The sequence below is a fragment of the Lentibacillus cibarius genome (assembly GCF_005887555.1).
GTDB classification, from domain to species: domain Bacteria; phylum Bacillota; class Bacilli; order Bacillales; family Amphibacillaceae; genus Lentibacillus; species Lentibacillus cibarius.
The window spans coordinates 795908-822239 of record NZ_VCIA01000001.1 but is presented as its reverse complement, the minus strand read 5'-3'; the positions used below and the strand labels follow the sequence as shown (position 1 = coordinate 822239).

Annotated in this window: 24 protein-coding genes and 1 CRISPR repeat array; of the genes, 23 read left to right on the top strand and 1 reads right to left on the bottom strand. The window is 40.4% G+C overall.

Features of this window, described 5'->3' with window-relative positions:
• Positions 1-17: 17 nt before the first annotated feature.
• From FFL34_RS04120 to FFL34_RS04045, 17 genes are all read left to right on the top strand, one after another.
• Complete coding sequence (locus FFL34_RS04120) at positions 18-203, top strand: cold-shock protein (protein WP_138601733.1); 186 nt, start codon at positions 18-20, stop codon at positions 201-203.
• A gap of 292 nt (positions 204-495) precedes the next feature.
• Complete coding sequence (locus FFL34_RS04115; RefSeq protein ID WP_138601731.1) at positions 496-1278, top strand: carbon-nitrogen family hydrolase; 783 nt, start codon at positions 496-498, stop codon at positions 1276-1278.
• 85 nt (positions 1279-1363) lie between these two features.
• The gene (gene cas6, locus FFL34_RS04110; protein WP_138601730.1) at positions 1364-2080 is read left to right on the top strand and encodes a CRISPR-associated endoribonuclease Cas6; all 717 of its coding nucleotides are present in this window, start codon (positions 1364-1366) and stop codon (positions 2078-2080) included.
• Positions 2081-3415: a Cas8a1 family CRISPR/Cas system-associated protein gene (locus FFL34_RS18150; protein WP_171046261.1), complete on the top strand. Its 1335-nt coding sequence runs from the start codon at positions 2081-2083 to the stop codon at positions 3413-3415.
• Complete coding sequence (cas8a1, locus tag FFL34_RS04105; protein ID WP_171046260.1) at positions 3334-3774, top strand: type I-B CRISPR-associated protein Cas8b1/Cst1; 441 nt, start codon at positions 3334-3336, stop codon at positions 3772-3774. Before FFL34_RS18150 ends, cas8a1 begins: the two co-directional genes overlap by 82 nt.
• Positions 3767-4654, top strand: a complete 888-nt coding sequence (gene cas7i / locus FFL34_RS04100; RefSeq protein ID WP_138601726.1) for a type I-B CRISPR-associated protein Cas7/Cst2/DevR — start codon at positions 3767-3769, stop codon at positions 4652-4654. Before cas8a1 ends, cas7i begins: the two co-directional genes overlap by 8 nt.
• Positions 4651-5361: a type I-B CRISPR-associated protein Cas5b gene (cas5b, locus tag FFL34_RS04095; RefSeq protein ID WP_138601724.1), complete on the top strand. Its 711-nt coding sequence runs from the start codon at positions 4651-4653 to the stop codon at positions 5359-5361. Before cas7i ends, cas5b begins: the two co-directional genes overlap by 4 nt.
• A gap of 55 nt (positions 5362-5416) precedes the next feature.
• Positions 5417-7630, top strand: coding sequence for a CRISPR-associated helicase Cas3' (gene cas3, locus FFL34_RS04090; protein WP_171046259.1), 2214 nt, complete (start codon positions 5417-5419; stop codon positions 7628-7630).
• A gap of 15 nt (positions 7631-7645) precedes the next feature.
• The gene (gene cas4, locus FFL34_RS04085) at positions 7646-8140 is read left to right on the top strand and encodes a CRISPR-associated protein Cas4 (protein WP_138601720.1); all 495 of its coding nucleotides are present in this window, start codon (positions 7646-7648) and stop codon (positions 8138-8140) included.
• On the top strand, positions 8140-9129 hold the full coding sequence (gene cas1b, locus FFL34_RS04080) for a type I-B CRISPR-associated endonuclease Cas1b (protein WP_138601718.1): 990 nt from the start codon (positions 8140-8142) through the stop codon (positions 9127-9129). The genes cas4 and cas1b overlap by 1 nt, the downstream gene beginning before the upstream one ends.
• 1 nt (position 9130) lies before the next feature.
• The gene (gene cas2, locus FFL34_RS04075) at positions 9131-9394 is read left to right on the top strand and encodes a CRISPR-associated endonuclease Cas2 (RefSeq protein WP_138601716.1); all 264 of its coding nucleotides are present in this window, start codon (positions 9131-9133) and stop codon (positions 9392-9394) included.
• 177 nt (positions 9395-9571) lie between these two features.
• A CRISPR array of direct repeats spans positions 9572-13127; the repeat unit is 29 nt; unit sequence GTTTTATCTGAACATAGTGGGATATAAAG.
• A 157-nt stretch (positions 13128-13284) separates the two neighbouring features.
• A complete protein-coding gene (locus FFL34_RS04070; RefSeq protein ID WP_407656612.1) occupies positions 13285-14298 on the top strand; it encodes a hypothetical protein in 1014 nt (337 codons plus the stop codon).
• Positions 14299-14600: 302 nt separating this feature from the next.
• Positions 14601-16436, top strand: coding sequence for an OPT family oligopeptide transporter (locus FFL34_RS04065; protein ID WP_138601712.1), 1836 nt, complete (start codon positions 14601-14603; stop codon positions 16434-16436).
• Positions 16437-16530: 94 nt separating this feature from the next.
• Positions 16531-17112, top strand: coding sequence for a chromate transporter (locus tag FFL34_RS04060; protein WP_171046258.1), 582 nt, complete (start codon positions 16531-16533; stop codon positions 17110-17112).
• Positions 17109-17636 (top strand): chromate transporter, encoded by a 528-nt coding sequence (locus tag FFL34_RS04055; protein WP_138601710.1) that lies wholly within the window; start codon positions 17109-17111, stop codon positions 17634-17636. Before FFL34_RS04060 ends, FFL34_RS04055 begins: the two co-directional genes overlap by 4 nt.
• A gap of 104 nt (positions 17637-17740) precedes the next feature.
• Complete coding sequence (locus FFL34_RS04050; protein ID WP_138601708.1) at positions 17741-19180, top strand: zinc ribbon domain-containing protein; 1440 nt, start codon at positions 17741-17743, stop codon at positions 19178-19180.
• Position 19181: 1 nt separating this feature from the next.
• Positions 19182-19586, top strand: a complete 405-nt coding sequence (locus FFL34_RS04045) for a zinc ribbon domain-containing protein (protein WP_138601706.1) — start codon at positions 19182-19184, stop codon at positions 19584-19586.
• A 48-nt stretch (positions 19587-19634) separates the two neighbouring features.
• Here FFL34_RS04045 and FFL34_RS04040 read toward each other — a convergent pair whose 3' ends face one another.
• Complete coding sequence (locus tag FFL34_RS04040) at positions 19635-21656, bottom strand: penicillin-binding transpeptidase domain-containing protein (protein WP_138601704.1); 2022 nt, start codon at positions 21654-21656, stop codon at positions 19635-19637.
• Positions 21657-21884: 228 nt separating this feature from the next.
• On the opposite strand from FFL34_RS04040, the gene FFL34_RS04035 reads away from it, so the two are divergent.
• From FFL34_RS04035 to nagB, 6 genes are all read left to right on the top strand, one after another.
• Entirely contained in the window at positions 21885-22403 is a 519-nt protein-coding gene (locus tag FFL34_RS04035) for an RNA polymerase sigma factor (protein WP_138601702.1), read from the top strand.
• Positions 22400-23431: an anti sigma factor C-terminal domain-containing protein gene (locus FFL34_RS04030; protein WP_138601700.1), complete on the top strand. Its 1032-nt coding sequence runs from the start codon at positions 22400-22402 to the stop codon at positions 23429-23431. Before FFL34_RS04035 ends, FFL34_RS04030 begins: the two co-directional genes overlap by 4 nt.
• 19 nt (positions 23432-23450) lie before the next feature.
• Positions 23451-23936, top strand: coding sequence for a VanZ family protein (locus FFL34_RS04025; protein WP_138601698.1), 486 nt, complete (start codon positions 23451-23453; stop codon positions 23934-23936).
• 208 nt (positions 23937-24144) lie between these two features.
• On the top strand, positions 24145-24288 hold the full coding sequence (locus tag FFL34_RS18145; RefSeq protein WP_171046257.1) for a hypothetical protein: 144 nt from the start codon (positions 24145-24147) through the stop codon (positions 24286-24288).
• A 132-nt stretch (positions 24289-24420) separates the two neighbouring features.
• Complete coding sequence (gene nagA, locus FFL34_RS04020; RefSeq protein ID WP_138601696.1) at positions 24421-25599, top strand: N-acetylglucosamine-6-phosphate deacetylase; 1179 nt, start codon at positions 24421-24423, stop codon at positions 25597-25599.
• Positions 25599-26324: a glucosamine-6-phosphate deaminase gene (gene nagB / locus FFL34_RS04015; protein ID WP_138601694.1), complete on the top strand. Its 726-nt coding sequence runs from the start codon at positions 25599-25601 to the stop codon at positions 26322-26324. Before nagA ends, nagB begins: the two co-directional genes overlap by 1 nt.
• Positions 26325-26332: the final 8 nt, after the last annotated feature.

The following is a 26332-nucleotide window of genomic DNA, read 5'->3' as shown; positions in this document are numbered from 1 at the left end:
TGAAGGGGGATGCTGTTATGTCGTTTTCTCGGGGACCAAAAAAGCCGGTTCAAGAAGTGGACACCAATGTTTGGGCTTGCACGAACGAGGATTGCGCCGGCTGGATGAGAGAATCATACAGTTTTGAAGAAACGCCACAATGCCCGCTATGCCAATCTCCAATGAATAAAGAGGTTCGTGTGCTTCCAGAGCTTGAGGATTAATTAGTTAAAGCAAACGAAAATAGAATAGGTTGTAGCTAAGGTGTCGATAACAGACATCTTTTCTAATGTAAAAGGCACTGGACTTCCAGTGCTTTTTTAAGTTTTGAAAACAGGCTGAATTACCATAGGAAAAATCCATGCGGCAATAACTGGTCGCATGGATTTTTTATGCGAAGGAAGCGTTCACTGTCTCGGTCTTGCGTCGCTAAAAAGGTCAATTCGGAAGGTCATCATCCCAATCGGTAGGGTGTGAATTAGTTTCATGATAAGCTGAAGGCAGGAGGTGTTCGTTGTGAAGAAAAAAGTGGCAATGATTCAAATGGATGTAACGTATGGTGATCCAAAAGTTAATTTCAACCGTGTCGGCAAGTGGGTGATGGATGCCGTGCAGGTGGGAGCGGAAATTATTGTTCTGCCCGAGTTATGGGACACAGGCTATGATTTGGATCGCTTTGACGTGCTGGCTGACAAAGATGCGAAAGCGACGATTGAATTTTTAGGCGACTTAGCCAGGGAATTGAATGTCGCTATCGTTGGCGGATCGGCAGCTGAACAGGACGGGGAAGATATGAAAAATACGATGCTGGTGGTGGATGAAGAAGGAAACCTTGTCCATAAGTACAGTAAGCTACATCTATTCCAGCTGATGGATGAGCATTTGCATCTGACCAGTGGGGAAGATTATCCAGACTTTAAGCTAGCGGGCATCGATTCGGCAGGTTTTATTTGTTATGACATCCGCTTCCCGGAATGGATGCGCAAGTCAGCGGTGAATGGGGCAAAAGTCATGTATGTCGTCGCCCAATGGCCGAAACAGCGCATTGATCACTGGTGTACATTACTGCAGGCCCGTGCAATAGAAAACCAATGCTACATTGTCGCCTGTAACCGCGTCGGCGCCGATCCGGACAACGAATTCGGTGGCATGTCCATGGTGGTCGATCCGTGGGGGAATATAGTTACAGAAGGCGGCGATGATGAAAAAATCGTTTTAGCTGATATTGAATTGGATAAGGTAGATGACATCCGGAGCCAAATCTCGATTTTCCAGGACCGGAAAGCGGAATGGTATTAAATTTTTTGGGGTGTGCATGTTTTTGTATGGGCTATGTGGTAGAGTGGGGATAAATACATCATATTACTTGAAAGGGGGTGATTAAGTGAGAGTGAAATTAGTCTTTGATATGCAGTCGATTCCTGTGGCATACAGACTGGGGACGTTATCCATCCTTAAGGAAATGATTAAAAACGGATCCGAGACATACTATGACTACCTGTTTGTTCAGAACAGGCGCCAAATGAAACCGTTTGCCTACTCAACATATATAAATAATCTGGATATTAGACAGAATATGATTTACGGTAATGAATTACATTTGAATGTATCAAGCTCCAGTTATGAATTTATTATGCATCTTATGAATGGCTCGCAAAAAGGACAAGCATACCTTATTAAAGGTTCTCGTGTGACCCTGAAACGAAAAAGCTTACTTCCCAAGAAAACTATTACCGAAGAAAATGTTGTATTTAGGACATTATCGCCTATACTTATTGAATCAAAAGATAATAAACCGCTGCTGGCAACGGACAGTAACTTTGCCAATGAATTAGCCTATGTTGCGGAATTAGTACTTCGCGAAGCTTCCGGCAAAGAAATGAAACAGCCAATCAAGGTAGTGCAAACGATGATGACCAAGCAAGTTCTCAAAGAAAACCTTCATCAGGAACAGGACAAACCACTTTATTTAACAACAAATAAAGGACTTATACAACTTCAAGGTGATCCTGAAGACTTGCAGGGTCTCTATGATAACGGGATCAGTATGCGGAGGTCATTAGGTCTAGGACTTTTAGAAATGGAGAAGGAGGTGAATTGATTGGAACAAGTTGAAGTCTCTATGAACGAATGGGCTTTCACTCAGGGGATGGTTGGTTATAAAAGAATACTAGAATCGTATGGCGTATATGTTCCAACAACCAATGACGGTTTTGTTGTTACAAAGGAACAACTGAAGGTATTGCCTGACGCGTTTTTCTATTATTTTCTAAACAAATATAGTGTTGCCAAGAGACATGAAAAGATTCTTAACAGCTGGCATAGTAAATGGAAAAAAGGAAACAAGAATGTTAAATCATTGTTGAACTCTCGATTGAAAGAAATTGAAACCAAAATTAGCAAATATTTTAAAGACACCGATGCCGGTCACATAATTCTTGAACATGTCAAAAGCTACAGAAATGAAAAAACATATCATGAAGTAATGGATGACTGGCTTAATAGGATCATAGAAAACCTATATACACGGGAAATAGATGAAAAGCTGACCTGCAATACATTTAAAACTATCTATTTTCAGCCGTATTTCGGTCAAGTATCTTTTTTAAACGTGATTCATAATACCAAAAATATCGAGGGACAAAAACAATTACTAATGAAAGACTTTATTCAACCAGTTCTTGACGAATGGGATTTCATCCAAGCAATTGATCAAGGTAGTACAGAAAGTGCTCACAATGTACTGCAACATACTGAACACAAATCTCTAGGATCTTTGAAACGTCCACTTAAGAACAAGAACAGCGAAGAAATGAATGAATACATACAAGAAGAAGTACTTAAGTGCAGTTTGACTGATTTTCGATTAGGATTTTTCTCGTTTGAAGAAAGTGTATTTTCACCACTGGCACTTAGTCTTAAAAACGCCTTGAACAGTACCTGGAACAGTGATGGGAAAAACTATTTTCCTATAAGTGCACTTGCTAAATTGCTGCTGTTTTGCGCCCCTGCAGGTGCAACGATATCGAATGGGAAATCGGTATTTATACAGTTTGATGGTTCCTTTGAACAAATATACCATACTAATGAACATTATAATACAGAAGCTGATGAGGAAATGTCATTTGATGAAGTGGTTTTTGATTTAGTTAGTGAGCAGCGTTTAAAGGCTGATATGTTGAAGAAAAATTATCTTATACTGGAGTATGAATCGGACTACAAAGCTAAAAAGACGATGCTAGATTACATGATTTTGACACCCAATTTAATTCATCTTTTTGAAAACACAGCAAGCTTTTTGGATATATCTTTTATAAGAATCGAACCGCGTTTATTAAATATTTGCTTAAAGGCGTGGACACGAGAATCTTTATTTTTGAAACACTCCGGGACAAGGTTAAAAATAATTATTCTCCTTTGGAAGTTATGTTCATGACTATCTTGAGGCATTTTAATCAATTTTACTCGAAGGAGGGTGTAAACCATATGGATTCAGAAAAGCAACAAAAGTATATTTGGGTATTGTACAAGAGTGCTGAACAAGTGCGGAATAAGATTGGACTTAAAAAGGCACAGGGTATGGCTTATCGTTTATTAAATTCTGTTCAGGCTGGGAATAGAAATACATTCATGGATACGGTCATGAGAGTTTATATCTCAAGTGAACTTGAAATGCCATCAATCCTGCTTGAAGCATTACACGAAAAAAGCATGGACTTTGAAACAGTAGCTAATGCATGGGTATCCGGATTAATTTCCAAACCAAATGAGGAAGGGGAGTTTAACAATGTCTAATAAGGCGATTACATTTACCGTTGTTTTCCGTGCCAATTCATTAAATTATGGGGAGGGAACCGCGAATATTTCCGAATTGAAAAAATTCCACCGGGGTGATGGTGGTGTATACACGTTCGCTTCCAGGCAAAGTTTGCGTTACGATATGGTGCGCCTCGGGAACCAATTCTTTGATTGGAACCTGGATGTTGTAGATAAAGAGCAGCGCGTCATTCAGTTTAAAGAAAAATGCACCATTAAAGATTCGGTAGAAATGGATCTGTTTGGCTATATGAAAACGAAAGCTAAAACAGGTGCAGCTAAACGTTCTGCAGTTGCTAGGTTGAGCCATGCAATATCGTTAGAGCCGTATAAGAGCGACCTTGAATTCTTGAACAATATGGGACTTGCTTCAAGAATTAACCAAGACGCTAATTTAGCGACGATTGAGCAGCATATCAGTTACTATACGTACACAGTTACCATTGATTTGTCACGAGTAGGAAAAGATGCAGATGTGGAATTAAATGACGAAGAGAAAGCGAATCGTGTAAAGCAATTCTTAGAAGTTACTAAATTTTTAAATCGGGAAATTCGTGGCAGGCAGGAGAACCTTTCACCGTTGTTCGTCATTGGAGGTGCTTATCCAATTCCGAATCCATTTTTCCAGGGCCGTGTGTCCCTTGGAGGTAAAGATCAATTAAATACACCGTCACTGGAAGATACGATTAAAACAAATGTATTTGGTTCATCGATTGAAGATAGTACGAATATCGGGTATGTTCGCGGAGTGTTTGATAATGAAGATGAATTTAATCGTATTGCCAAGACAGGTACTGTTGATGAATTCTATGAAAATTTGAATAAAAAAGTCGACGCTTATTTCGGTGTTTCTGTATGAAAGTGCTAAGAATCAAGGCGTTTCAGGAAACAGTATGCTATAAAAAGCCGTTTGCCAATAAGGTAACAGAAACTTATCCCCTACCACCTTATTCAACAGTGAAAGGGATGATTCATGCTGTTTTGAATGCGGACAGACTTATTCCGTTTTCACTTTCCATTCAAGGTGATTATGAAACACAGATGGTGGATTACCGGAAAACGTATTTAGTAAAAAAGCATGAGTTTGCTATGCCAATCGTACTGGAAGGTATTTCTGAGGAAACTCCTGAGTATTCAACTAATGTTATGACGTCTATGCCCTTGTACACCCATATGCTATATAATGTTCAGCTTGTTTTTCATATAAAAGCGGAAGAAGAGGTGTTACATGACATCTATCATGGTTTTCAGGAATTAACTTCATTTGTTTCCTTAGGTCGGCATGAAGATCTGCTCCGAATTGATGAACTTGACTTTGTATCATTGACCGAGACAGACGATTGCTTCACAAAACATGCCGTTTACGTACCTAAAGCGCAAGTAACGGAAGAAGGGTTGGGAGTTCCCTATTTATTAAACTGGACATACACCATTAAAAAAGGAATAAGAGAGTGGAATAAAATACCATCCATTTATATTCCACGAAATGAGCAAATTAATGAAGACTATTTTAATAGCCAAATATTAATAGATCATGAAGGTTACCCAGTTTTCTGGAACCAATAACTTGTTGCCAACGGGTATATCCCGTTGGCCCATTAAAATAGAGGTGATAAGATTGTTGATTGCTAAAACAAGACCTGAGATGGAGACATTAAAAGAACATACTGACGAGTTGTTATCTAGATTTACTGTGTTGAAAAATGCTTATTACGAAAAAATACCTTATGAAAAAGTATGGGATTTATTGTATAAGGCTGCCCAATATCATGATCTGGGCAAAGTGAATAATGATTTTCAGACAAAGATGCATAAGGCATTGAAAACCGATGAGGCAGTATCCGTATCTGAATTCGGACATGTGCCCCATAATTATTTATCACCATTCTTTTTACCGGTTAGTGATTGGGATCTAAGCAAAGAAGAAAGACGAATTCTTATTCAAGCGATAGCCTTTCATCATGAACGGAATACCCAGCCTAATGTTTCGTTTCTAACTGAAGTGTATGAGAACGAAATAATCTATCATTTCCCAAAAATTGTGAGTGAAATGAATATAAAGGTCCCGGATAAAAATCAGAAGAAATTTAAAATTACGAATCCGCTAAAACCAAAAGATCGAATCACAGAAGTAAAAGATAATAAAGAAACATATAACCTGTATATCCTGATTAAAGGATTGCTCCACCGTTTAGACCACGCAGCATCTGCCCATGTCCCCATAGAGGTTGATACGGATGTCAATATTGCCGAACTGACACACAACTATATGCAGGAGAACTTCGGATCAAACGCCTTACGCCCACTCCAGGAATTCACTTATAAAAATCAGAATAAGAATCTTATCGTTGTTGCACAGACCGGAATGGGGAAAACAGAGGCTGCGTTGTTGTGGGCAGGAGAAGACAAAACATTCTTCACACTTCCCATTCGCGTTTCATTAAATGCACTTTATGATCGTGTCCGTAATAATATGAATTATAAAAATGTTGGCTTACTGCACGGGACAAGTGCATCCCATTTGGATGAAAATGGCGATGAAGATTGGGAAATCATTTATGATCAGTCTAGAAACTTCGCGAATAAATTGTTGTTCACAACGATTGATCAAATTTTGAAGTTTCCTTTTAAATTTAAGGGTTACGAGAAGTATTTCGCAACAATGGCTTTTTCTAAAGTGATTATTGATGAAATTCAGGCCTATAACCCATGGATTGTAGCAGTGCTTCTTAAGGCGATTGAAATGATTCATGAAATCGGCGGGAAATTCATGATTATGACGGCAACCATGCCGCAGATATATTTGGACGAGCTAGCCGATAGAGGAATTCTAGATAACAATGCAATAACAGAGGAGTTTGTAGACGAATCCTTTATCAGACATAAAATCAGTTTGCAGCAAACTGCAATAAAAGATGACACTGGACGGATAACAGAAATGGCCACTGAACAAAAGGTGCTCGTAATTGTTAATACGGTTGATCGGGCCATCGAACTTTACGAGCAACTAAAGGGTGAGAATGTACATCTATTGCATTCCCGGTTTATTCAACGTGACCGTGCTTTGTTGGAGGACGAGATAAAAAGGTTTGCCGAAGAGGAAGAAAACGGAATTTGGATTACAACACAATTGGTGGAAGCATCTATAGATATTGACTTCGATGTACTGTTTACAGAACTTTCGACAATTGATAGTTTGCTGCAGCGATTCGGTCGTTGTTATCGAAAGAGAGAATTGGATCATGATAACCCGAATGTTTACATTTATACTGAAGATGTATCAGGCACAAAAATATACGATAAGGATATTGTTAATATAACAGAAAAATATTTACAATCTTTTAATTATAAAGCAATTAGTGAAAAAGAGAAGGTTGAACTGGTCAGAAAGATATATTCCAAAGAAGAATTGCAAAGATCAGCATTTTACGCGGAATTTCAACGTGCCGTGCATAAATTGAACTACTTGGAAGATTATCAATACACGAATGATGAGGCACAGGAAATTCTTCGTGATATTCAGTCGGTTACTGTTATTCCCAGAACTATATACGATAACATACTAGATTTATTTGAAGCATTGGAAACAGAAAAAGATTCAAGTGAACGTACAAAACTACGTCGTGAAATAGATAAGTTCACTGTTTCTATTCCTGCCTATAAACACAAACAGGAACGCACACCAATTGACTTTTATCAGACGGGAAAGGATGGACAAAAGTATAACATATTGCCAGATGTCGAGGTTCTGGATGTTGATTATGACTTCGAACCGGATACATTGGCCGGGATTGGTTTGGGCGAAAAAACAGAAATGGGAATTATGCTCGATTAATAAGGAGTTGATGAAATGGTCAGTGGTCTGCATATACAGTATTATTTTGTGTGCCATCGAAAGCTATGGTTATACGCTAAAAATATTCAACTGGAAGAAGGACATGAACGTGTACAGACCGGCAAGATACTACATGAACGTGCTTATAAAAATTCAGAGGAGAAAGAATTAGCAGTCGATAATATAAAAATTGATGCTATTGATGGTGAATATGTCAGAGAAGTTAAAGTTACAAGTAAAATGACAAAGGCTGATAAGTGGCAATTATTGTTTTACTTGTATGAACTTAAAAAACGCGGGCTTAACAAAAAAGGACTGATTAGTTATACCAAAGAAAAACGAACGGAGGAAGTAGTGCTGACAGAGAAAGATGAAGAAGAATTGGATAAAATTAAAGAATCTATCCAAGAAATTATGGAACAATCTTACCCGCCAGGAGTTATTCATTCACCAATCTGTACGAAATGCGCTTATTACGACTTTTGCTATGCGGAAGAAGGTGAGGAGTAATGAATAAAGATTATTATATTTTTAAGAGTGGCCGAATGCGGAGGAAAAACAATACATTTTATTTTATTGATAAAGAGGAAAATAAAAAATCGTTACCGGTTCATCAAATGGAAAATATCTATGTATTTGGCAAGGTAGACTTTAATACGGACTTTCTGAATATGTTAACACAGCATAATGTGAGAATTCACTTCTATAATTACTACGGATTTTACAATGGTACGTATTATCCTCGGTCGAGGCAGGTGTCCGGATTCACGGTCGTGAACCAGAGCAACCATTATTTGAATGAAGTGAAAAGGCAGTATTTAGCAAAACAATTTGTTTCCAGCAGTGCTTTTCACATGCTTCGTAATCTGAGGAACCATAAAAATTATGATGAAGTAGCTTCTATAATGGAAAGTATGCAGTCCCATTTGGATTTATTGGACAATGTTCAGCGTATACCAGAAATAATGGGTGTGGAAGGAACAATCCGACAACTATATTATGCTTCTTTTAATTATATTTTGCCAGCTGAATTTGCATTTGACGAGCGTACAAAGAGGCCTCCAAAGGACCCTTTAAATGCAATAATATCATTTGGAAATAGCATTTGTTATACAACGGTATTAACCGAAATTTATAAAACGCATTTAGATCCAACGGTGAGTTTTTTACACGAACCTTCTACTAAAAGATTTTCATTGAGTTTGGATATAGCGGAGATCTTCAAGCCTCTCCTGGTTGATGCGGTCATATTTGCACTCTTAAATCGAAAGCAAATAAAAACATCAGACTTTGAATATTTAGAGGATATGGTCATACTGAATGATTCAGGAAAAAAGAAATTTATTAAAGAGTGGAATGGGAAGTTAGAAACGACAATTAAACACCGTAGATTGAAGCGAAATGTCTCTTACAAATATTTTATTAGGCTGGAATGCTACAAGTTGATAAAGCATTTTATTGGTGATCAGCAGTATAAACCATTGAAGGCTTGGTGGTAGGATGTTTGTTATCATTACATATGATGTTGGAGAGAAAAGAGTAGGTAAAATATGCAAGAAACTAAAGGAGTATCTAACCTGGTCCCAAAATTCCGTGTTCGAGGGGGAAATTACGAAAACATTATTGCTACAATGTTTAAATGAAATAGAATCAATTATTAATCCCGATGTCGATTCAATCTATGTATATGAAGTGAGAAATCCTAACCATATGAAAAAGACAGCCTATGGTGTAGAAAAATCGTTTGATGATATCTTTCTTTAAACAAATTTGCAGTAAACCTAACAACTGTGGAATATCGGCATATACATTGATATAATAATTTTGATGGGGTATATTTGAAATAAGTTGTATGAAGACTACTGGTTTACTGCAAAATCAGTCTTGTCCACACTTCATAAATGTTGATTTCATGGGGCTTAGCTAGCGTCTTTTTAAGGGGTTTTATCTGAACATAGTGGGATATAAAGTCAGAAAAGCAGACGACGAAATCAAACAACTCAAATCGTTTTATCTGAACATAGTGGGATATAAAGAGGGCAGGCGAAGGGTAAGCAAGACCAGGTCAAGGAGTTTTATCTGAACATAGTGGGATATAAAGGTAGAGGATGGCGCGGATATCGCTGACCATATTCAGAGTTTTATCTGAACATAGTGGGATATAAAGATTGCAATCATCGAAGGAGCCAGTCAATTACAAAGGTTTTATCTGAACATAGTGGGATATAAAGATACATCACATTCAAGAATTAAATTCCATTGGCTTGTTTTATCTGAACATAGTGGGATATAAAGCACTATGAGAAGGGGGACATCGTGTTGGCAGTAATGTTTTATCTGAACATAGTGGGATATAAAGATTCTCAAACTGCATTAGGCAGAGGTCGAGTTGACGGTTTTATCTGAACATAGTGGGATATAAAGCGGATTATGCGTTTTTCGTTTCGATATAGTACAATTCAGTTTTATCTGAACATAGTGGGATATAAAGGGTGAAGAAGTAACGGATCCTGATACAGGAGAATCGGTTTTATCTGAACATAGTGGGATATAAAGCTTAGTCATCTCTCCTTTTTCTGTTTTTGAATTTTGTTTTATCTGAACATAGTGGGATATAAAGTTAAAACGGATGGTGCGCCCCCTGCATACAAACGAGTTTTATCTGAACATAGTGGGATATAAAGCTTAGTCATCTCTCCTTTTTCTGTTTTTGAATTTTGTTTTATCTGAACATAGTGGGATATAAAGCTGCCCCATTTAATGAATACATAGCATTTATTTTTTGTTTTATCTGAACATAGTGGGATATAAAGCCGGATATTTCGGAAGAATCAACGTTTAAAGACTTTCGTTTTATCTGAACATAGTGGGATATAAAGTTAAAACGGATGGTGCGCCCCCTGCATACAAACGAGTTTTATCTGAACATAGTGGGATATAAAGTCACCATCGCCACTATGCCAACACATAACAGAATGTTTGTTTTATCTGAACATAGTGGGATATAAAGACGCACGAAAAGCGCACAAAGAACGACGGCATCGCAAGTTTTATCTGAACATAGTGGGATATAAAGCTTAGTCATCTCTCCTTTTTCTGTTTTTGAATTTTGTTTTATCTGAACATAGTGGGATATAAAGCTGCCCCATTTAATGAATACATAGCATTTATTTTTTGTTTTATCTGAACATAGTGGGATATAAAGCCCGGAGCGATAAATCTTATGCAATTCACCGGACTGCAGTTTTATCTGAACATAGTGGGATATAAAGCACGAAAACTGTGAAGTGGTTGGCAACATATACGAAAGTTTTATCTGAACATAGTGGGATATAAAGCTTAGTCATCTCTCCTTTTTCTGTTTTTGAATTTTAGTTTTATCTGAACATAGTGGGATATAAAGACATCTGAGGATTTCGCGAATACCTGGGTCAATAACTGTTTTATCTGAACATAGTGGGATATAAAGACTATTCGCGAAAAAGTCTGGGGAGAGTGGGAAGCAACGTTTTATCTGAACATAGTGGGATATAAAGCCAAATAACGTTTTGCCCCTAATGTTTTGAAACGGGGTTTTATCTGAACATAGTGGGATATAAAGAAAGCAAGAGCTAAACTCATTGAAGATAAGGCAAATGGGTTTTATCTGAACATAGTGGGATATAAAGAAACTTTCAACGTTTGCAAATATCCATCTGCCTCTTGCGTTTTATCTGAACATAGTGGGATATAAAGATAAATCAAGGTTGCCAATCATGTCGAAAATCTGTGTTTTATCTGAACATAGTGGGATATAAAGAGCACTGCTACCTTCTGCGGCCGCGGATTCTGCGCGTTTTATCTGAACATAGTGGGATATAAAGTCGTCATTTGCTTTGTTGTCAGCAAACACACCATTCAGGTTTTATCTGAACATAGTGGGATATAAAGCGATTTGGCTTTGCAGTGTGTCTGCTTGCTCGGCTTGTTTTATCTGAACATAGTGGGATATAAAGAAAGTCGCTTCAATCTGCATCCCATCAGATTCATAGTTTTATCTGAACATAGTGGGATATAAAGGCGCTAGAAAGGATGTTGAAAATGAGAGTATGGAATCGTTTTATCTGAACATAGTGGGATATAAAGAAATCAAACGCTCACAGGTAAATTTCTTGCCCGTGGTTTTATCTGAACATAGTGGGATATAAAGGAAGAATCACATTGTCCTGTTCTTTATCAATGAATGTTTTATCTGAACATAGTGGGATATAAAGAAAAGATGGCGGCGGTTCTGCTGATCTATCTGGTGGGTTTTATCTGAACATAGTGGGATATAAAGTCTGCTCCATCTTCCCAAGTGAACACCTTGCCATCGTTTTATCTGAACATAGTGGGATATAAAGGCATCCGTGCAGTCCTATATCGAGCATATGAGTGAGTTTTATCTGAACATAGTGGGATATAAAGACTATATAGACTTAAAAAATTTGATAAGGATAGATTAAGTTTTATCTGAACATAGTGGGATATAAAGCATTCAATGCACTTGCTCATGACTTCACCCCTTTAGTTTTATCTGAACATAGTGGGATATAAAGTACAACGGGAAGCCGATCGAACCGATTGATATTTCGTTTTATCTGAACATAGTGGGATATAAAGATTTATATGCCGACAGACAACGCAGATAATTTCTAGTTTTATCTGAACATAGTGGGATATAAAGCGAGCGTGTTGGTTGTGTCGGACATCGTAAGGTCAAACGTTTTATCTGAACATAGTGGGATATAAAGTTTTCATTAAATATGGTAATTAATGCATTTATCTCTGTTTTATCTGAACATAGTGGGATATAAAGATACACATCCCTGCAAGTCACCCGCAAATGGCACGGTGGTTTTATCTGAACATAGTGGGATATAAAGGTCGAATCAAGACTAGCCACGCCGTTTGGGGAACCTGTTTTATCTGAACATAGTGGGATATAAAGGAAACATACAAACCTGTCCTGGACGAAGGGAGCGGGGTTTTATCTGAACATAGTGGGATATAAAGTAAAAACTCACCCAAATCCATCACATATGTTCCACCGTTTTATCTGAACATAGTGGGATATAAAGGGAGAGGACGCTGCAATGGAACCGGACCACGAGGAATGTTTTATCTGAACATAGTGGGATATAAAGTTAACTATCATTTGTGACACAAAACTAGCTATACATCCGTTTTATCTGAACATAGTGGGATATAAAGATCGTAACTAAACCTGACTAGATACTCTGGCGTTAAATGTTTTATCTGAACATAGTGGGATATAAAGGGAGCTAGAAACTGAATATACCGTGCAGGAATTCAGTGTTTTATCTGAACATAGTGGGATATAAAGCACATCGGACACCATTTATGGTTTGGCGGGTAGACTGCGTTTTATCTGAACATAGTGGGATATAAAGGTCATACGGAATAACACGACAGGTGAGTTTATCAAGGTTTTATCTGAACATAGAGGGATATAAAGATGAATCGTGACAAGCAACTCTTCATATTGCTTGCGTTTTATCTGAACTGTGGGATCAAATTAACACAAGTAAGTATTTAGATTATATTATATATTATTCACCAACCACCCCTCACCTGCATATAATATCTAGGCGTCATCATCATTGTTAAAGGAAGTGTTCCGTTTGTCTCACTTGCATTATTACGTTACCGGCAATACAGCAGAAGGCCTTGTCAACCATTTGGACACTAACCTGACCGGTATAGATAAAGTTATTGTGTTGCGGCATCCATCAGCAAAGCTAAAAACTGCAGTATTCCGGGGGATTATGGATCGATACGCTAACTATAATTTGGAAGTACTGCAAAGCTCATTTGGCAATGACTATCTTGACGGAATTATTATACGTAATCAATCCTTAGCTTTTATCGACGAATCCATCGCTGAAGCCAATTCAACTACAATTGATCTCAGCGACACATTCCCTGCATCTGCAACAGCCCGACCGAATGTAGATGATCTCATGCAACAAGCGTATGACTCTTTTGCAGAAGGTTTGCGGATTCATGACGGACTGGAGGAAGTATTCATCAATCAGATGGATTTCAACCGTGCGAATTCGTTTGCGGATGATTTTATCGCCGATTTATTAAAGAATGTACCGAAAAAACAGCGGGAGCCGCGGAGATACCATCGGCTTTTCGGTACAAACACAGCAGATGGAGTTGTCAATGTTGTTCCACACTTGATTGAAAACATAAAACATGTCTACTACATTAAAGGTCGGGCAGGAACGGGTAAGTCTGTTTTGATGAAGAAGATTGCTAATGCTTGCCTGGACTATGGCTTCGATATTGAGTTGTACTATTGCAGTTTTGACCCAAATAGTGTTGATATGGTACTTGTCCGTGACTTGGATTTTTGCATTTTTGACAGCACGGATCCACATGAATTTTTCCCGAAACGTGATGGGGAAGAGATCATTGACATGTATGAAAAATTCGTTGCACCCGGAACCGACGAAGCTTACGCGACACAAATTAATGATTTAAATAAGCGTTATAAAGCTTGCATGAAGAAAGGGATTCAATACTTGAAAGAGGCCGGCAGTTACCAGAATAGATGGGAAGATGACTACATGAAAAATATTACGAATGATGCCATTACCAAGCTGGTTCAATCCCTATGAAGAAAATTAGTCAACGAAGCATCCTTTAACAAATAGGGGTGCTCTTTTATTATAGCAAGCTGATTGTATAATGCGGTTAAAAGTGAACAAACTAAAATTGCTTAGTATTTTCGGAAAGAAAGTGAAATTCTATCTTTCGTAAATAAATGTTTCATGTTAAAATTTAAAAAAATACTTGGATCTCCTGTGACAAGTATGATTAAATTGAAGCGCCAATTCCTTACTATTGTTAGAATAGTAGGGAATTTATATTTTGTGGAATTTTACAGTTTATTATCAATTCTCGTAACCTTTAGAAGGTAATTGGTGCTGCATCAAAGAATCCGCCTGAATTTACATGGGTTGCGATGCTTATTGGTGCGTTGCTTGCCATCGTGTTTGGTGCAGCGAACGCTTATTTAGGTCTGATTGTAGGGATGACAGTGTCTGCATCGATTCCGGCTGCGGTTATTTCGATGGCCGTTCTTCGTATCATTATGAAGCGGACGTCCATCTTGGAAAATAATATTGTCCAGACGATTACTTCCACAGGGGAATCGCTGGCTGCTGGTGTTATTTTTACATTGCCAGCGTTGTTTATCTGGCAGCTTCAGCCAAGTTTGACAACCATAGCTATTATTGCGCTTGCCGGCGGTATTTTAGGTGTGGTTTTAATGATTCCGCTCCGTCGTGCGCTAATTGTTAAGGAACATGATACATTGCCGTATCCAGAAGGTACCGCTTGTGCGGAGGTACTTCATGCCGGTGAAGAAGGCGGCAAGGGTGCGAAATTGGTTATGGGCGGACTTGGAATTGGTGCAGTGTTTAAGTTATTAACAGATGCAGTGAAAGCTTTTCCATCATCTGTGGAATGGGAAATTTACAAATTTAAAAATGCTGCAATCGGTATGGATACACTGCCGGCCATGCTTGGTGTCGGCTATATTATTGGCCCGCGCATTGCTGGTATTATGTTCGCCGGTGGTGTTCTTGGCTGGCTTGGCATTATTCCACTAATTAGTTTTATTGGTGATGTTGCGACTACACCAATCTACCCTGGTGAAGTACCTATATCCGAAATGGGCTTTCACGATATATGGGATAATTATTTACGCTATATTGGTGCTGGTGCAGTTGCGTTCGGTGGTATTATGGGTCTAATTAAAACATTGCCGACCATCGCCTCGTCATTCGCTGGGGCAATTAAAGGATTTTCGTCTGCCGGTGAGATGGAGGACCTGCGTACAGACAGAGATATCCCAATGTCATTGATTGTCGTTCTAACGGTGATTTTCATGGGTATTCTATTGTTTTATCCAACGATTAATGTCGGTATTGTTGGTGCAATCCTATTATTTATCTTTGGCTTTTTCTTTGTGACCGTATCATCACGGATTGTTGGTATTGTCGGTAGTTCGTCCAACCCTGTTTCCGGTATGACTATCGGGGCGTTAATTTTTATTTCTCTTGTACTTTCTGCAATCGGTCAGACCGGACAAGCAGGGGCAGCGACTGCCATCATCATCGGTTCGGTTGTTTGTATTGCGGCGGCAATTGCCGGGGATACTTCCCAGGATTTGAAAACGGGTTATATCGTTGGCTCAACTCCGAAATGGCAGCAAATCGCCCAGTTATATGGCGTTTTGATTACAAGTATTGTTATCGGACTTATTCTGATTTTACTTGATCATGCGTACGGATTTGGATCAGAGGAACTGCCTGCACCACAGGCTGTACTTATGTCAATGATTGTAGATGGAATTATGCATGGCGACTTGCCGTGGAGTTTGATTTTTATTGGTGCAGCAGCTTCGGCAACAGTTGAACTGTTTGGCATTGGTTCCCTACCATTTGCTGTCGGCCTGTACTTGCCGATTCATACGACGGCACCAATTATGTTTGGCGGACTCATTCGTGGTATCATTAATCGCCGGACGAAAGATAAAGAAGAACTGGAAGCGAAAAATGAACGCGGTATTCTGCTTGCTTCCGGCTACATTGCCGGGGAAGCACTGCTTGGTGTCATCGTAGCATTGGCTGTTACGGCTGGTGTCACCTTCCCTGAACAGACAATCTTTGGACCAATCGTGTCACTGATTGCGATTGCTATTGTGGCATGGATCCTATTCCGTACAGCCAATAAGAAACCGGCAAAATAAAACATGTTTTCCTAAGAGCTATCCTGTCCTATGGGGTGGCTCTTATATTTTTGTATATGTTCTGCTATTATGATGACATGTTAAAAGAAGTTTCATGACAGGAGGTATTCCTTTGCAGCAGTGGCGGCTAATGATTGCGTTTTTTCGAGTAGGGATGCTCGGCTATGGCGGCGGTCCGGGATCAATCCCATTGATACATAAAGAAGTCGTTGATAAGTATGAGTGGATGGATGAAGAGGAGTTTGGTGATTTGCTGGCGCTGGCGAATACGCTGCCGGGACCACTTGCGACAAAACTCGCAGGCTACATCGGGTATTATGTCTCCGGAGTCATTGGCATGATCAATGCCGTTCTTGCCTCCATTATCCCGACAATCCTACTGATGATTGTTTTGTTAGCATCTTTATCAAGTGTTAGGGATGTTGCGTGGGTAGAGGGCATGACAGCAGCGGTGATACCGGTTGTTGCGATGATGCTGGCCGTTTTAACATGGCAGTTTTTTAATAGGGCACGCCAAGGCATGGGTTGGATACAAACGGTAGTTATGTCAGCACTTATTTTTATAGCATACCAGTTTCTGGGTGTACATCCCGGTATAATTATCGGAGCGTTGATTGTCATGGCCATTGGTAGAAAAGATAAATCTTCTGCGACAGAGGAAGGTGAGAAGCAATGAAATACTGGCACATTTTCCTCGCGTTTTTCATACCGGGGATACTCGGCTATGGCGGTGGTCCTGCATCAATTCCATTGGTGGAAAATGAGGTTGTCCGGCGCTATGGATGGATGTCGGTACAGGAATTTAGTGAAATGCTTGCACTTGCTAATTCGCTTCCGGGTCCCATTGCCACAAAGCTTGCCGGATATATTGGCTATGAGCAAGGCGGGATTCTTGGATCTGTCATCGGTGTGTTTGCAGCTGTTGCACCTTCACTTATCTTAATGATTGTTCTTTTGGGTGTTTTATATAAGTATAAAGATTCACCTAAAGTTCAGCGGCTGACATTATATGTGCGTCCGGTAATTGCTATTTTACTCGGTGTAATGGCATGGCGGTTTTTTCATACATCAATTGAGGGAATTGGTGTATGGCAGATGCTGTTGATCACCATTTCCAGTTTTCTTCTGATTGAGCGTATGCGAGTGCATCCGGCGATCGTGATTGGTGTGACACTTGTCTATGGGGCGTTCGTTTTGTGAAAAAATATCACCAAAAGTAGGGGTGTTTTTCTAAAAAACATCCCACTATTTAACGGTAATTTTTGGTATGATGAAGGGTGATGAGGAAAGGTGGTGGCCGATAATTGTATTGCAGTGCGTGTGGAGCGAAAAATGACTCGGATGCTTTATATTGCAGTCAAGATGGTTATCCGCTGCAGAAGGTGATATCATCTGGGCGGCTGCAGCCTGACTTATCGATTTTTTGTAGTGTTTGTGGGAATGAAAAAACATATCATGCTGCTAGGTATTGTTCTATTTGCGGCCAATCGTTTGATATATACGAAACGGTAACACCGCAAGAAACAACTTTTAATTGGCAACTGGTTAAAAAAGTACTGCCTGGATGGCTGTTGTCGGTGGGGTTGTTGTTCCTTGTTAGTCAGTTTGTTTTTTTCTATGTATATAAATTAAAACAGATTGGCGGTTATTTACAACTTCAGCTTCCGATCGATCAAGTGGTTCGGGAATCGCTGAATTTTTTAGATTTCTCCTTGTTTGCCAATCTGACAGGTGTGTCACTCCTATTGGAAAATGAGGATTTCGCACAACGTATATCCTATTTCTCCACAGGCCTAGCCTTTATGGCAGTGATTGCTGTGATTGCTCTCGTACCAGGGGGATATCTGATCAAATATCTGCACCCTAAGGTAAAGGCATGGAAAGCAGCGATTATCTTCTGTTTTGGTTATGCAGCATTGTTGGCTGTCATCACGCAATTTAGCGGAGTTCATGATGTCAGCAGTACGATTCATTACCAGACGTCGTTGAGTTTCCATCTATTAAGTGCAATTATCAATGGTTTGTTTTTAGGCTTTGTATTTAGCTATGCTGGTATGGGACTGTGGGAAAAACGGCATACAAGAGTGCGTTTATCAGAAGGTGAACGAGGTATCCGTTACGGTATTTTTACAGTTGCAGCAGCCTATGTGTTGATGCTGTTTGTGACTATTTTTCTGAATGCACAATACGATCCGGGAGTGGAAACTGACTCTTGGTCAGGTACTACGAGTGATCAGTCTATTTATAACAGTATGTCATTTGTTGGGAAAATGGCCACGTATGTAATCCATTTGGCTACTGGAAATACGTTTATCCTGAAAAGACCGGGCCCGGCGCCGGATACCTATTCTTTTTTATCCGAAATCTCTCCGGAAGACAAGTCATCTATTGGATTTCTGATACCGCCTGACTTTTTTGCTTCCTCGCAAATAGTCGTAATGGCAATCATGGCAATCTTTTTTATTATTGCTGGAAACAGGATGGCGAAGGGACAAACCCATTTACTGCGATTGATTGTCATCTATAGTCTTACAGTTGCGGTGATTATGTCATTTTTCGCCTTTTATACGTCAATGAATCAGGTGTTTCAATCTAGCGAAGGAATGCGTCGTGTTCTGGGGGATGAACCGGTATTCATTGGATTTAGACTGTTACGGACATTTATCATTAGTCTACTTTATTCCAGTGTTACAGCCGCTATCGGTGTGCTGGTAAGAAAAATAAAGTACATGAAGGTGGGGTAGGATGAAGAAAAACACAGATCAAAAACAGCAAATCGATGAATTAACCACTGCCAAGTCTAAACTGCTGATTGAATTAGGGCAGGAAGTTTATATGGCTTATCGCCTTGATGATAAAATAACCCCGATTGTTGAGGAAAAAGGAGAAGCGATACGGGAACTGGATGTGAAATTGTATGATTTACTGAAAGAGAAGGGGAAAACAAAAAGCGAGGGCCCGACGTGTTCATGTGGTGCACTGTTAACAAAGGATGATTTGTTCTGCCCGGAATGCGGGAAGAAAGTGAAGTGGGTGGATAATACGGCGGAAATGGTTGTTTGTCAAAGCTGTGCAAAAGAAGTACCGGCTGATGCTGATTTTTGCCCTGTCTGTGGTATGAAAATGGCAAAAAGCCGCCCTAATGGTTAATCAGTAGCGGCTTTTGCCATGCAATCGGCGTTGCGAAAAGCGGTTATATCAATTGTCAGCTTGTAAAATGTCAGTGACTTTGTTGACGGTATAGCCACTTCCGCCTTTATCCCCTGTATTTTCAATCATCATGGCGATTAAAATGTCCTGTTTATCAGCCGGATAGCCGACAAACCAGCCATTCTCGGCACCATTGTCATCACCGGACTGTTTGAGTTCAGCTGTACCTGTTTTGCCAGCAATCGGCAAATTAGCTTTTTGCGCCCCTCGTGCCGTTCCCTTTGGTGATGCAACGACATCCCGAAGTGCGCCTCTAATCACGGTTGCTTGTTTTTCACTCAGGAGGTCCTTTTTCCAGACTTGGGATGTTTCCGTGTCGGCAAGTAAGACAGGCTTCAACATATTGCCATCGTTTAAAAACGGTGTATAGCTCAACGCTAGATGGAGTGCGCTTACTTGGATTTCACCTTGACCATAAGCTGTATCGGCAAGGAGCACTTCTCTATTAATCGTTCCACTTGATGATACCGACGAGTTTTCTACACCATAGGCAAATGGCAGCTCTTCGCCAAATCCAAATTGCTTCAGTCCCTTCACAAATTTTTCACTGCCCATCTCAACAGCTTTCTTGGCAAAGTAGATATTGTCGGAACGGATTAGAGCATCCGTGACATCTACAGGGCCATCCGATTCCGAGACGCGCCGCACTTGATAATTGCCCCAGTCTTCACTATTGCTCCATGTTAGTCCGTTGATTTCTATACCTTCACCAGGTACGATACTGCCATTATGAAGTCCGATTGCTGCACTTACCGGTTTCATTGCTGATCCGGGAGAAAAGGTTGCGGTAAATCGGTTCAATAATGGCCGCTTCGGATTGTTCTGAATTTGGTCGTACTTGGATTGCGAAATGCCAAACACCCACTCATTCGGATCGAACGACGGGGCACTGACAAGGGCAAGGGTTTCCCCGGTTTTCGGGTGAATAGCGGCGGCTGTACCGGCATCATCCTCATACGCGTTGTAGATTGTTTCCTGCACACCCGCGTCAATGGTTGTAACAACGTTCTCTCCGTCTTTAACAGGCTTTTCAGCGATGACTGTCTCATCCCCGTTTTCACCTACCGCAGTGATTGTTACGCCTTGGGAGCCTTTGAGACGGTCTTCGTATAATAATTCAAGTCCACGTTTGCCAATCATGTCATTGGCATCATAGGCATCGGAATCCAATTCTTCCATTTCTTCAGCGGTTATTTTTCCGATATAGCCGGTTAAATGGGCCGCAGCTTCTCCTAATGGGTAGTCACGTGCGGTTTTATCCCGTTCAGTTATAGCTTCCATTCCACGCAGTTGAGCCAATAGATCTTTTTTCTGCTTCCGTACTTTTTTGAGCGGTACGTGCATATTCGGTCCAACCCAGTCCTTGTTGAGTTGTTTGTCGATTGTTTCAACGGTTATGTCCAGTAAATCGGCAATTTTTTGTTTGGTCTTTTCCGGATTGTCTCCGAGCTTACCTGGTTGGATGCCAATTTCCTTTACAATCGTGTTCAAGGCCAGAGGCATCCGGTTTCGGTCAAGAATTTCTCCACGTTCTGGTTCGGTTACTGTTAGTCCGATATCACCGCCATCTTTAATCTGCGGGAAAATAAACCCCGGATCCCATTTGACAAACCAGTTTTCCTTATCTTCCTCGCCTTCTTTAATCAGTGTAGCCTTATTATCAAAGTTAATCGGTCCGGCGACGGAATTCATTTTGACGGTGAATGGGAATTGTGCGGTCCCTTTTTCCATCGCCTTTTCAATTGTTTCATCGGACAGTTTTTCATATGTCACCTTTAAGTCGGAAATCCCCAGATCGTTATATATTTTTTTGTAGCGGTCAGTAAACGCTTCTGCAGGGTACTTTTCTGACGCATTAGATGTAATCATATCATGCATTTTAGAAAACGCTTGGTCATTCCAAAGGTTGACGTATTTGTCAAAGCGTTCTTGTGGTGTGATTTCATCATCTGAGCATGCGGCAATGAAAACAAACAGCAGAAGTGAAAATAAAGCGACAAGTTTCTTCATACAAACCCCCACCATCAACAATTATTTTCTTCATTATAGCATGTGACTTGTGGTGAAAACATGCAGTAAGGGCTGGCGCTTTTACAAACTTGTGAACATAACTTTTTCTTGCGAGTGTATGTAGTTTTATTTATGTTTAAGAATTATGTTTAAGAAAAATTTTAAGTGTATCATATGTAACAAATCCATGTTTCTATCGTTATATATGTGAAGGAGGTGGGAGCGAAGTTGAAAAAACAAATATTCACTGAGCTGTTTGCACAGTATCAGCTCCCACTCTATCGCTATTTACTGCAGATGAGTCGCGACGAGGATGTAGCTGAAGAGCTTTTGCAGGAAACGTTTTACCGGGCGATGATCTCTCTAAAAGTGAAGAACATGATCCAGGCAAAGGCATGGCTTTTCAAAGTAGCCCGAAATCTATACATTGATCGAACGCGGAAGTCAAAATCAGAGAAGCAAATGGTGGAACGAATCCAAGCGGAACAGCTGCACACCAGTGAATGGGGCAACCCGGATGAGCACTTGGAACGAATGACGAAACGCGATCGTATTGAAAAGGTGTTTCATCACCTGCCTGAACGGATGCGGACAATTTTATATTTGCGCGAAATACAGGAATTCACATATAAAGAAGTGGCTACTGCGATGAATCTGACGGAAAGCCAAGTGAAAACGACGTTGCACCGTGCACGGAAAAAATTTCGATATTATGATCAGTTGCTGAAAGGTAGGGATACGGAATGAAAAAAGATGATGATAGCGTGCTTGATGAATACACGGAAAAAGATCTGCAAACGTTTGATCAAAAGCGTGCGCGTAAAATGGTTTGGCGTACGCGACTGTCGATTGGTTTTACGGTTATCCGGACATTGTTGTTTCTTTTTCTGCTTTATATTTTGTATATGATCCCGGTCAATATCTATTACGATATGTCCGGCAAGCAGGCGGGGTTTGAGCGATTGGTGACAACGCTTGTGGAAACACGGTATCCTGGGGTCGAGGTGAAGCAAACGCACGGAATGGGCGCAGAGATTAACCCGCTTCTGACACAGTCAATTGCGCTAAAATTATACCGGAATGTCGGTGAATGGGATGTAGTAGTTGGTGAAGCGGAGGCTAAGAAGCGAATGTTTGGTGACGTCAATGTTACAATGGATATCGACAGCAAGTATTTGAATGGCAATGATTTCAATGATTTTGCTATTCCGCCAAAACTGCTGGGGAAAGATGATACGACTGTCGAAGCTGACAATAAAAACATGATAAAGAATCAAATCAAAAAAATTGATGACGGACATGTCGCCCAAGTACAGTTTTCAGTGAAAGAGGCGATGAAACCAAAAGCTTTATTGGAAAAACTACAAACCTATGATGTACGCACGTCCCGGATGCCGGTTTACGGCGGTGAATTGACAGCATTTGATATGAACTATCACCGAAGCGGACAAATAACGTTTGCCCAGTCATTGCTGCTAAGGCCGGAAACGACTTATGGCGAAAAAAATCAGTTATCATCGTGGGGGGATGCGCTTAGTAAGGTTACACTGGATGAATCGGTAGACCAATTTTACAAGGATATCGAGTGGTTGATTGAAAACGGCAATTACAATGGTCGGGATATTGATCAAAAACGGCTCGACTATATTCGTGAGAAAGGCGTGCAAGTATATGGGGCAGTTGTAACAGGTCCTGTCCGTGAGATTGAAAAACTAATGGAAGAGGATGCATTCTATCAATTCAGGCTAGGTGGAATTGAAGTATGGAACTGGTAGGAAGGTTAGGGGAGTACGAATGCAAAAATATGCTTACTGGATGCTGCCGGTGGTGTGGATGGGTGTCATCTATTACTCATCGGCAACACCGTATGAACAACAGGATGTCAAGCCACTTATGGAACAGACGTTTGATTGGTCTTTTCTTACGCCGTTCGTTGACTGGGTGACGTTTACCTATCATCATTCTGAGGTGAGTGTGGCGGCATTAGGTGTTGAGGGTTTTATCGAATTCTTTCTCCGGAAGGGTGCCCATCTAGGTGTCTTCTTTATTCTGATGTGCTTCTTTTTTGTTGCACTGCACCGGACAAGCCATCTATCATTTCGTGCTGTGTTGGTTGTATCATTTTTTCTGACTGCTGCATATGCTGGAATAGATGAATTTCACCAAAGCTTTACGGCAAACCGCACCCCGTATGTCGGTGATGTGATGATTGATATGGTCGGAGCGCTATTGGCGGGGGCGTGCATACTACTTTTTATGCGAAAACGGACTGGAAAATAAAAAATGTCACGAATTGTATAAAGTGAATCAACACTTTTTTAGCAATTGTGATATAATTTTCTTAGACTAGTCAACTTCTGCAGTGGTGGTTTAACAATTCATATCATTTGTGTACAAAAGTTAAAGTGCTTCAAGTTGACCACAGTTAACTGCAAGAGTTTAATTTAGGTGCGAATGTTGAGTTAGATTAGTAAAAGGCGGTAATATTATGGCAGAGCAGGAACGCTATAAACGTTTGATGAAAAAATTAATACAAGAGACAGAGGATTCAAAAATTAATTCAACTGAAGAATTGGTTCAAAAAATAATTCAAGAGTTAAAACCAGGGAATTCATTCAGTCCTGACAATTAATAATTTGGGAACTGCATTTCCTGTTGAGGGTGCAGTTTTTGTTTTGACAGATGTATATTGTCTCTCCATCACTATTCAAATAGACAAACGCACACCCGGTATGCTACGTTAGCACTAGAAAAGACCAAAGGAATGATTCAATTGGGAAATACCATATACATTAAAAACGTTACCATTTTGACTGAGGAAGATGGTACTGTGAATGGTTCACTATCCATAGATGGGACGAAAATAAAGGCGATACATACTGAAGAACAGATGCCACCACAAGAGGCGACGGTGATTGATGGACAGGGTCGTCTAAATCTTATCCCTGGATTTATCGATGGACATATCCACGGAGCAGCCGGTGCCGATGTAATGGATGCAACGGAAGAAGCACTAGATACGATGGCTGGTGCATTGCCGGAAGAAGGTACGACAAGCTTTTTGGCGACGACCATTACGCAGGCGCCTGAGAATATTACAAAAGCGCTTGAAAATATGGCGGCGTATGAATCGAAGCCGGGAAAAGCGGAAGTGATTGGAGCCCACTTAGAAGGACCATTCATTGAGAAAAGCAAAAAAGGTGCCCAGCCGCTGGAGTATATTATGGAACCGGATATAGCGCAATTTCAGAAGTGGCAGCAGTCGTCAGGGAATGCAATTAAAACGATCACCATGGCACCTGAGCATGATGAGACCGGTGAGTTTATGCAGTATTTATATGAGTCTGGTGTGAATGTTTCTGCGGGGCATACGGACGCAAGTTTTGAAGATATTAAAAAAGCGATTCCTTATGGATTGCGGCAAGTAACCCATCTCTGCAATGCGATGAACGGGATTCATCATCGTGAAATTGGTGCAGTCGGTGCGGCCTTTCAGCTGGAGGATTTACGTGCAGAACTGATTGCAGACGGTATTCATGTGGTACCGGAAATGCTCGAGATGATCTATTCCAATATCGGAAGTGAACGGTTAATTCTTATCACTGATGCGATGCGGGCTAAATGTCTGCACGCAGGAAATTATGAACTTGGCGGTCAGCCAGTGACGGTGACGGACGATCGTGCCACGCTTGAGAACGGATCATTGGCAGGTAGTATTTTAAAAATGCGCGCGGGTGCTCAGCAGATGCTGCGCCTGAAGGATACCACGATTCAAAACGTGGTACAAATGGCATCGGAAAACCCGGCAAAACAGCTGAACATTTTTGATCGAAAAGGAAGTATAAAAGCAGGCAAGGATGCTGATTTGTTGTTGGTTGACGATGATTTGAATATTAAATATACGATCTGTCGTGGTGTGCTTGCTTATCAGGAGGGTGAATAATGGAAATCATTCGTGTTAACAGTTACGAAGAAATGAGTAAGACGGCTTGTAAGCAAATAGTTAATCAATTAAGGCAATCGGATAGGTCCGTGCTAGGGCTAGCAACTGGTTCCACTCCGGAGGGTTTGTACCAGCAGCTAATTGATCAATACAAAGAAGGTAATGTTTCGTTTCAGCATGTAACGACGTTTAATTTAGATGAGTATGTCGGACTGGCTGCCGATGACCCAAACAGTTACCGATACTACATGAATGAAAAATTATTTAGGCATATTGATTTGCCTGATAATAAAGCTTTCTTGCCACGTGGAGATGTAGATGATCCAGAGAAGGAATGTCAGGACTATGAAGCACTCATTAAAGATGCCGGGCATGTCGATTTACAGGTCTTAGGTCTGGGACTTAACGGGCACATCGGATTTAATGAACCTGGAACGTCTTTTGGCAGCCGGACGCATATGGTGACATTGGATGAATCAACACGTCAGGCGAATGCACGGTTTTTCCCGACGCTAGATGACGTTCCGAAAAAAGCGATAACAATGGGCATCGACACGATTATGGAAAGTAAGAAAATTGTACTGCTTGTTTCAGGTGAGAAAAAAGCGGATGCTGTTAACCAGCTTGTGAATGGAGAGGTTACAGAGGAATTTCCAGCGTCCATTTTGCAAAAGCATCCCAACGCAGTTCTAATTGCAGATGAAGGCGCATTGTCGAAACTTTAAGACAGTAC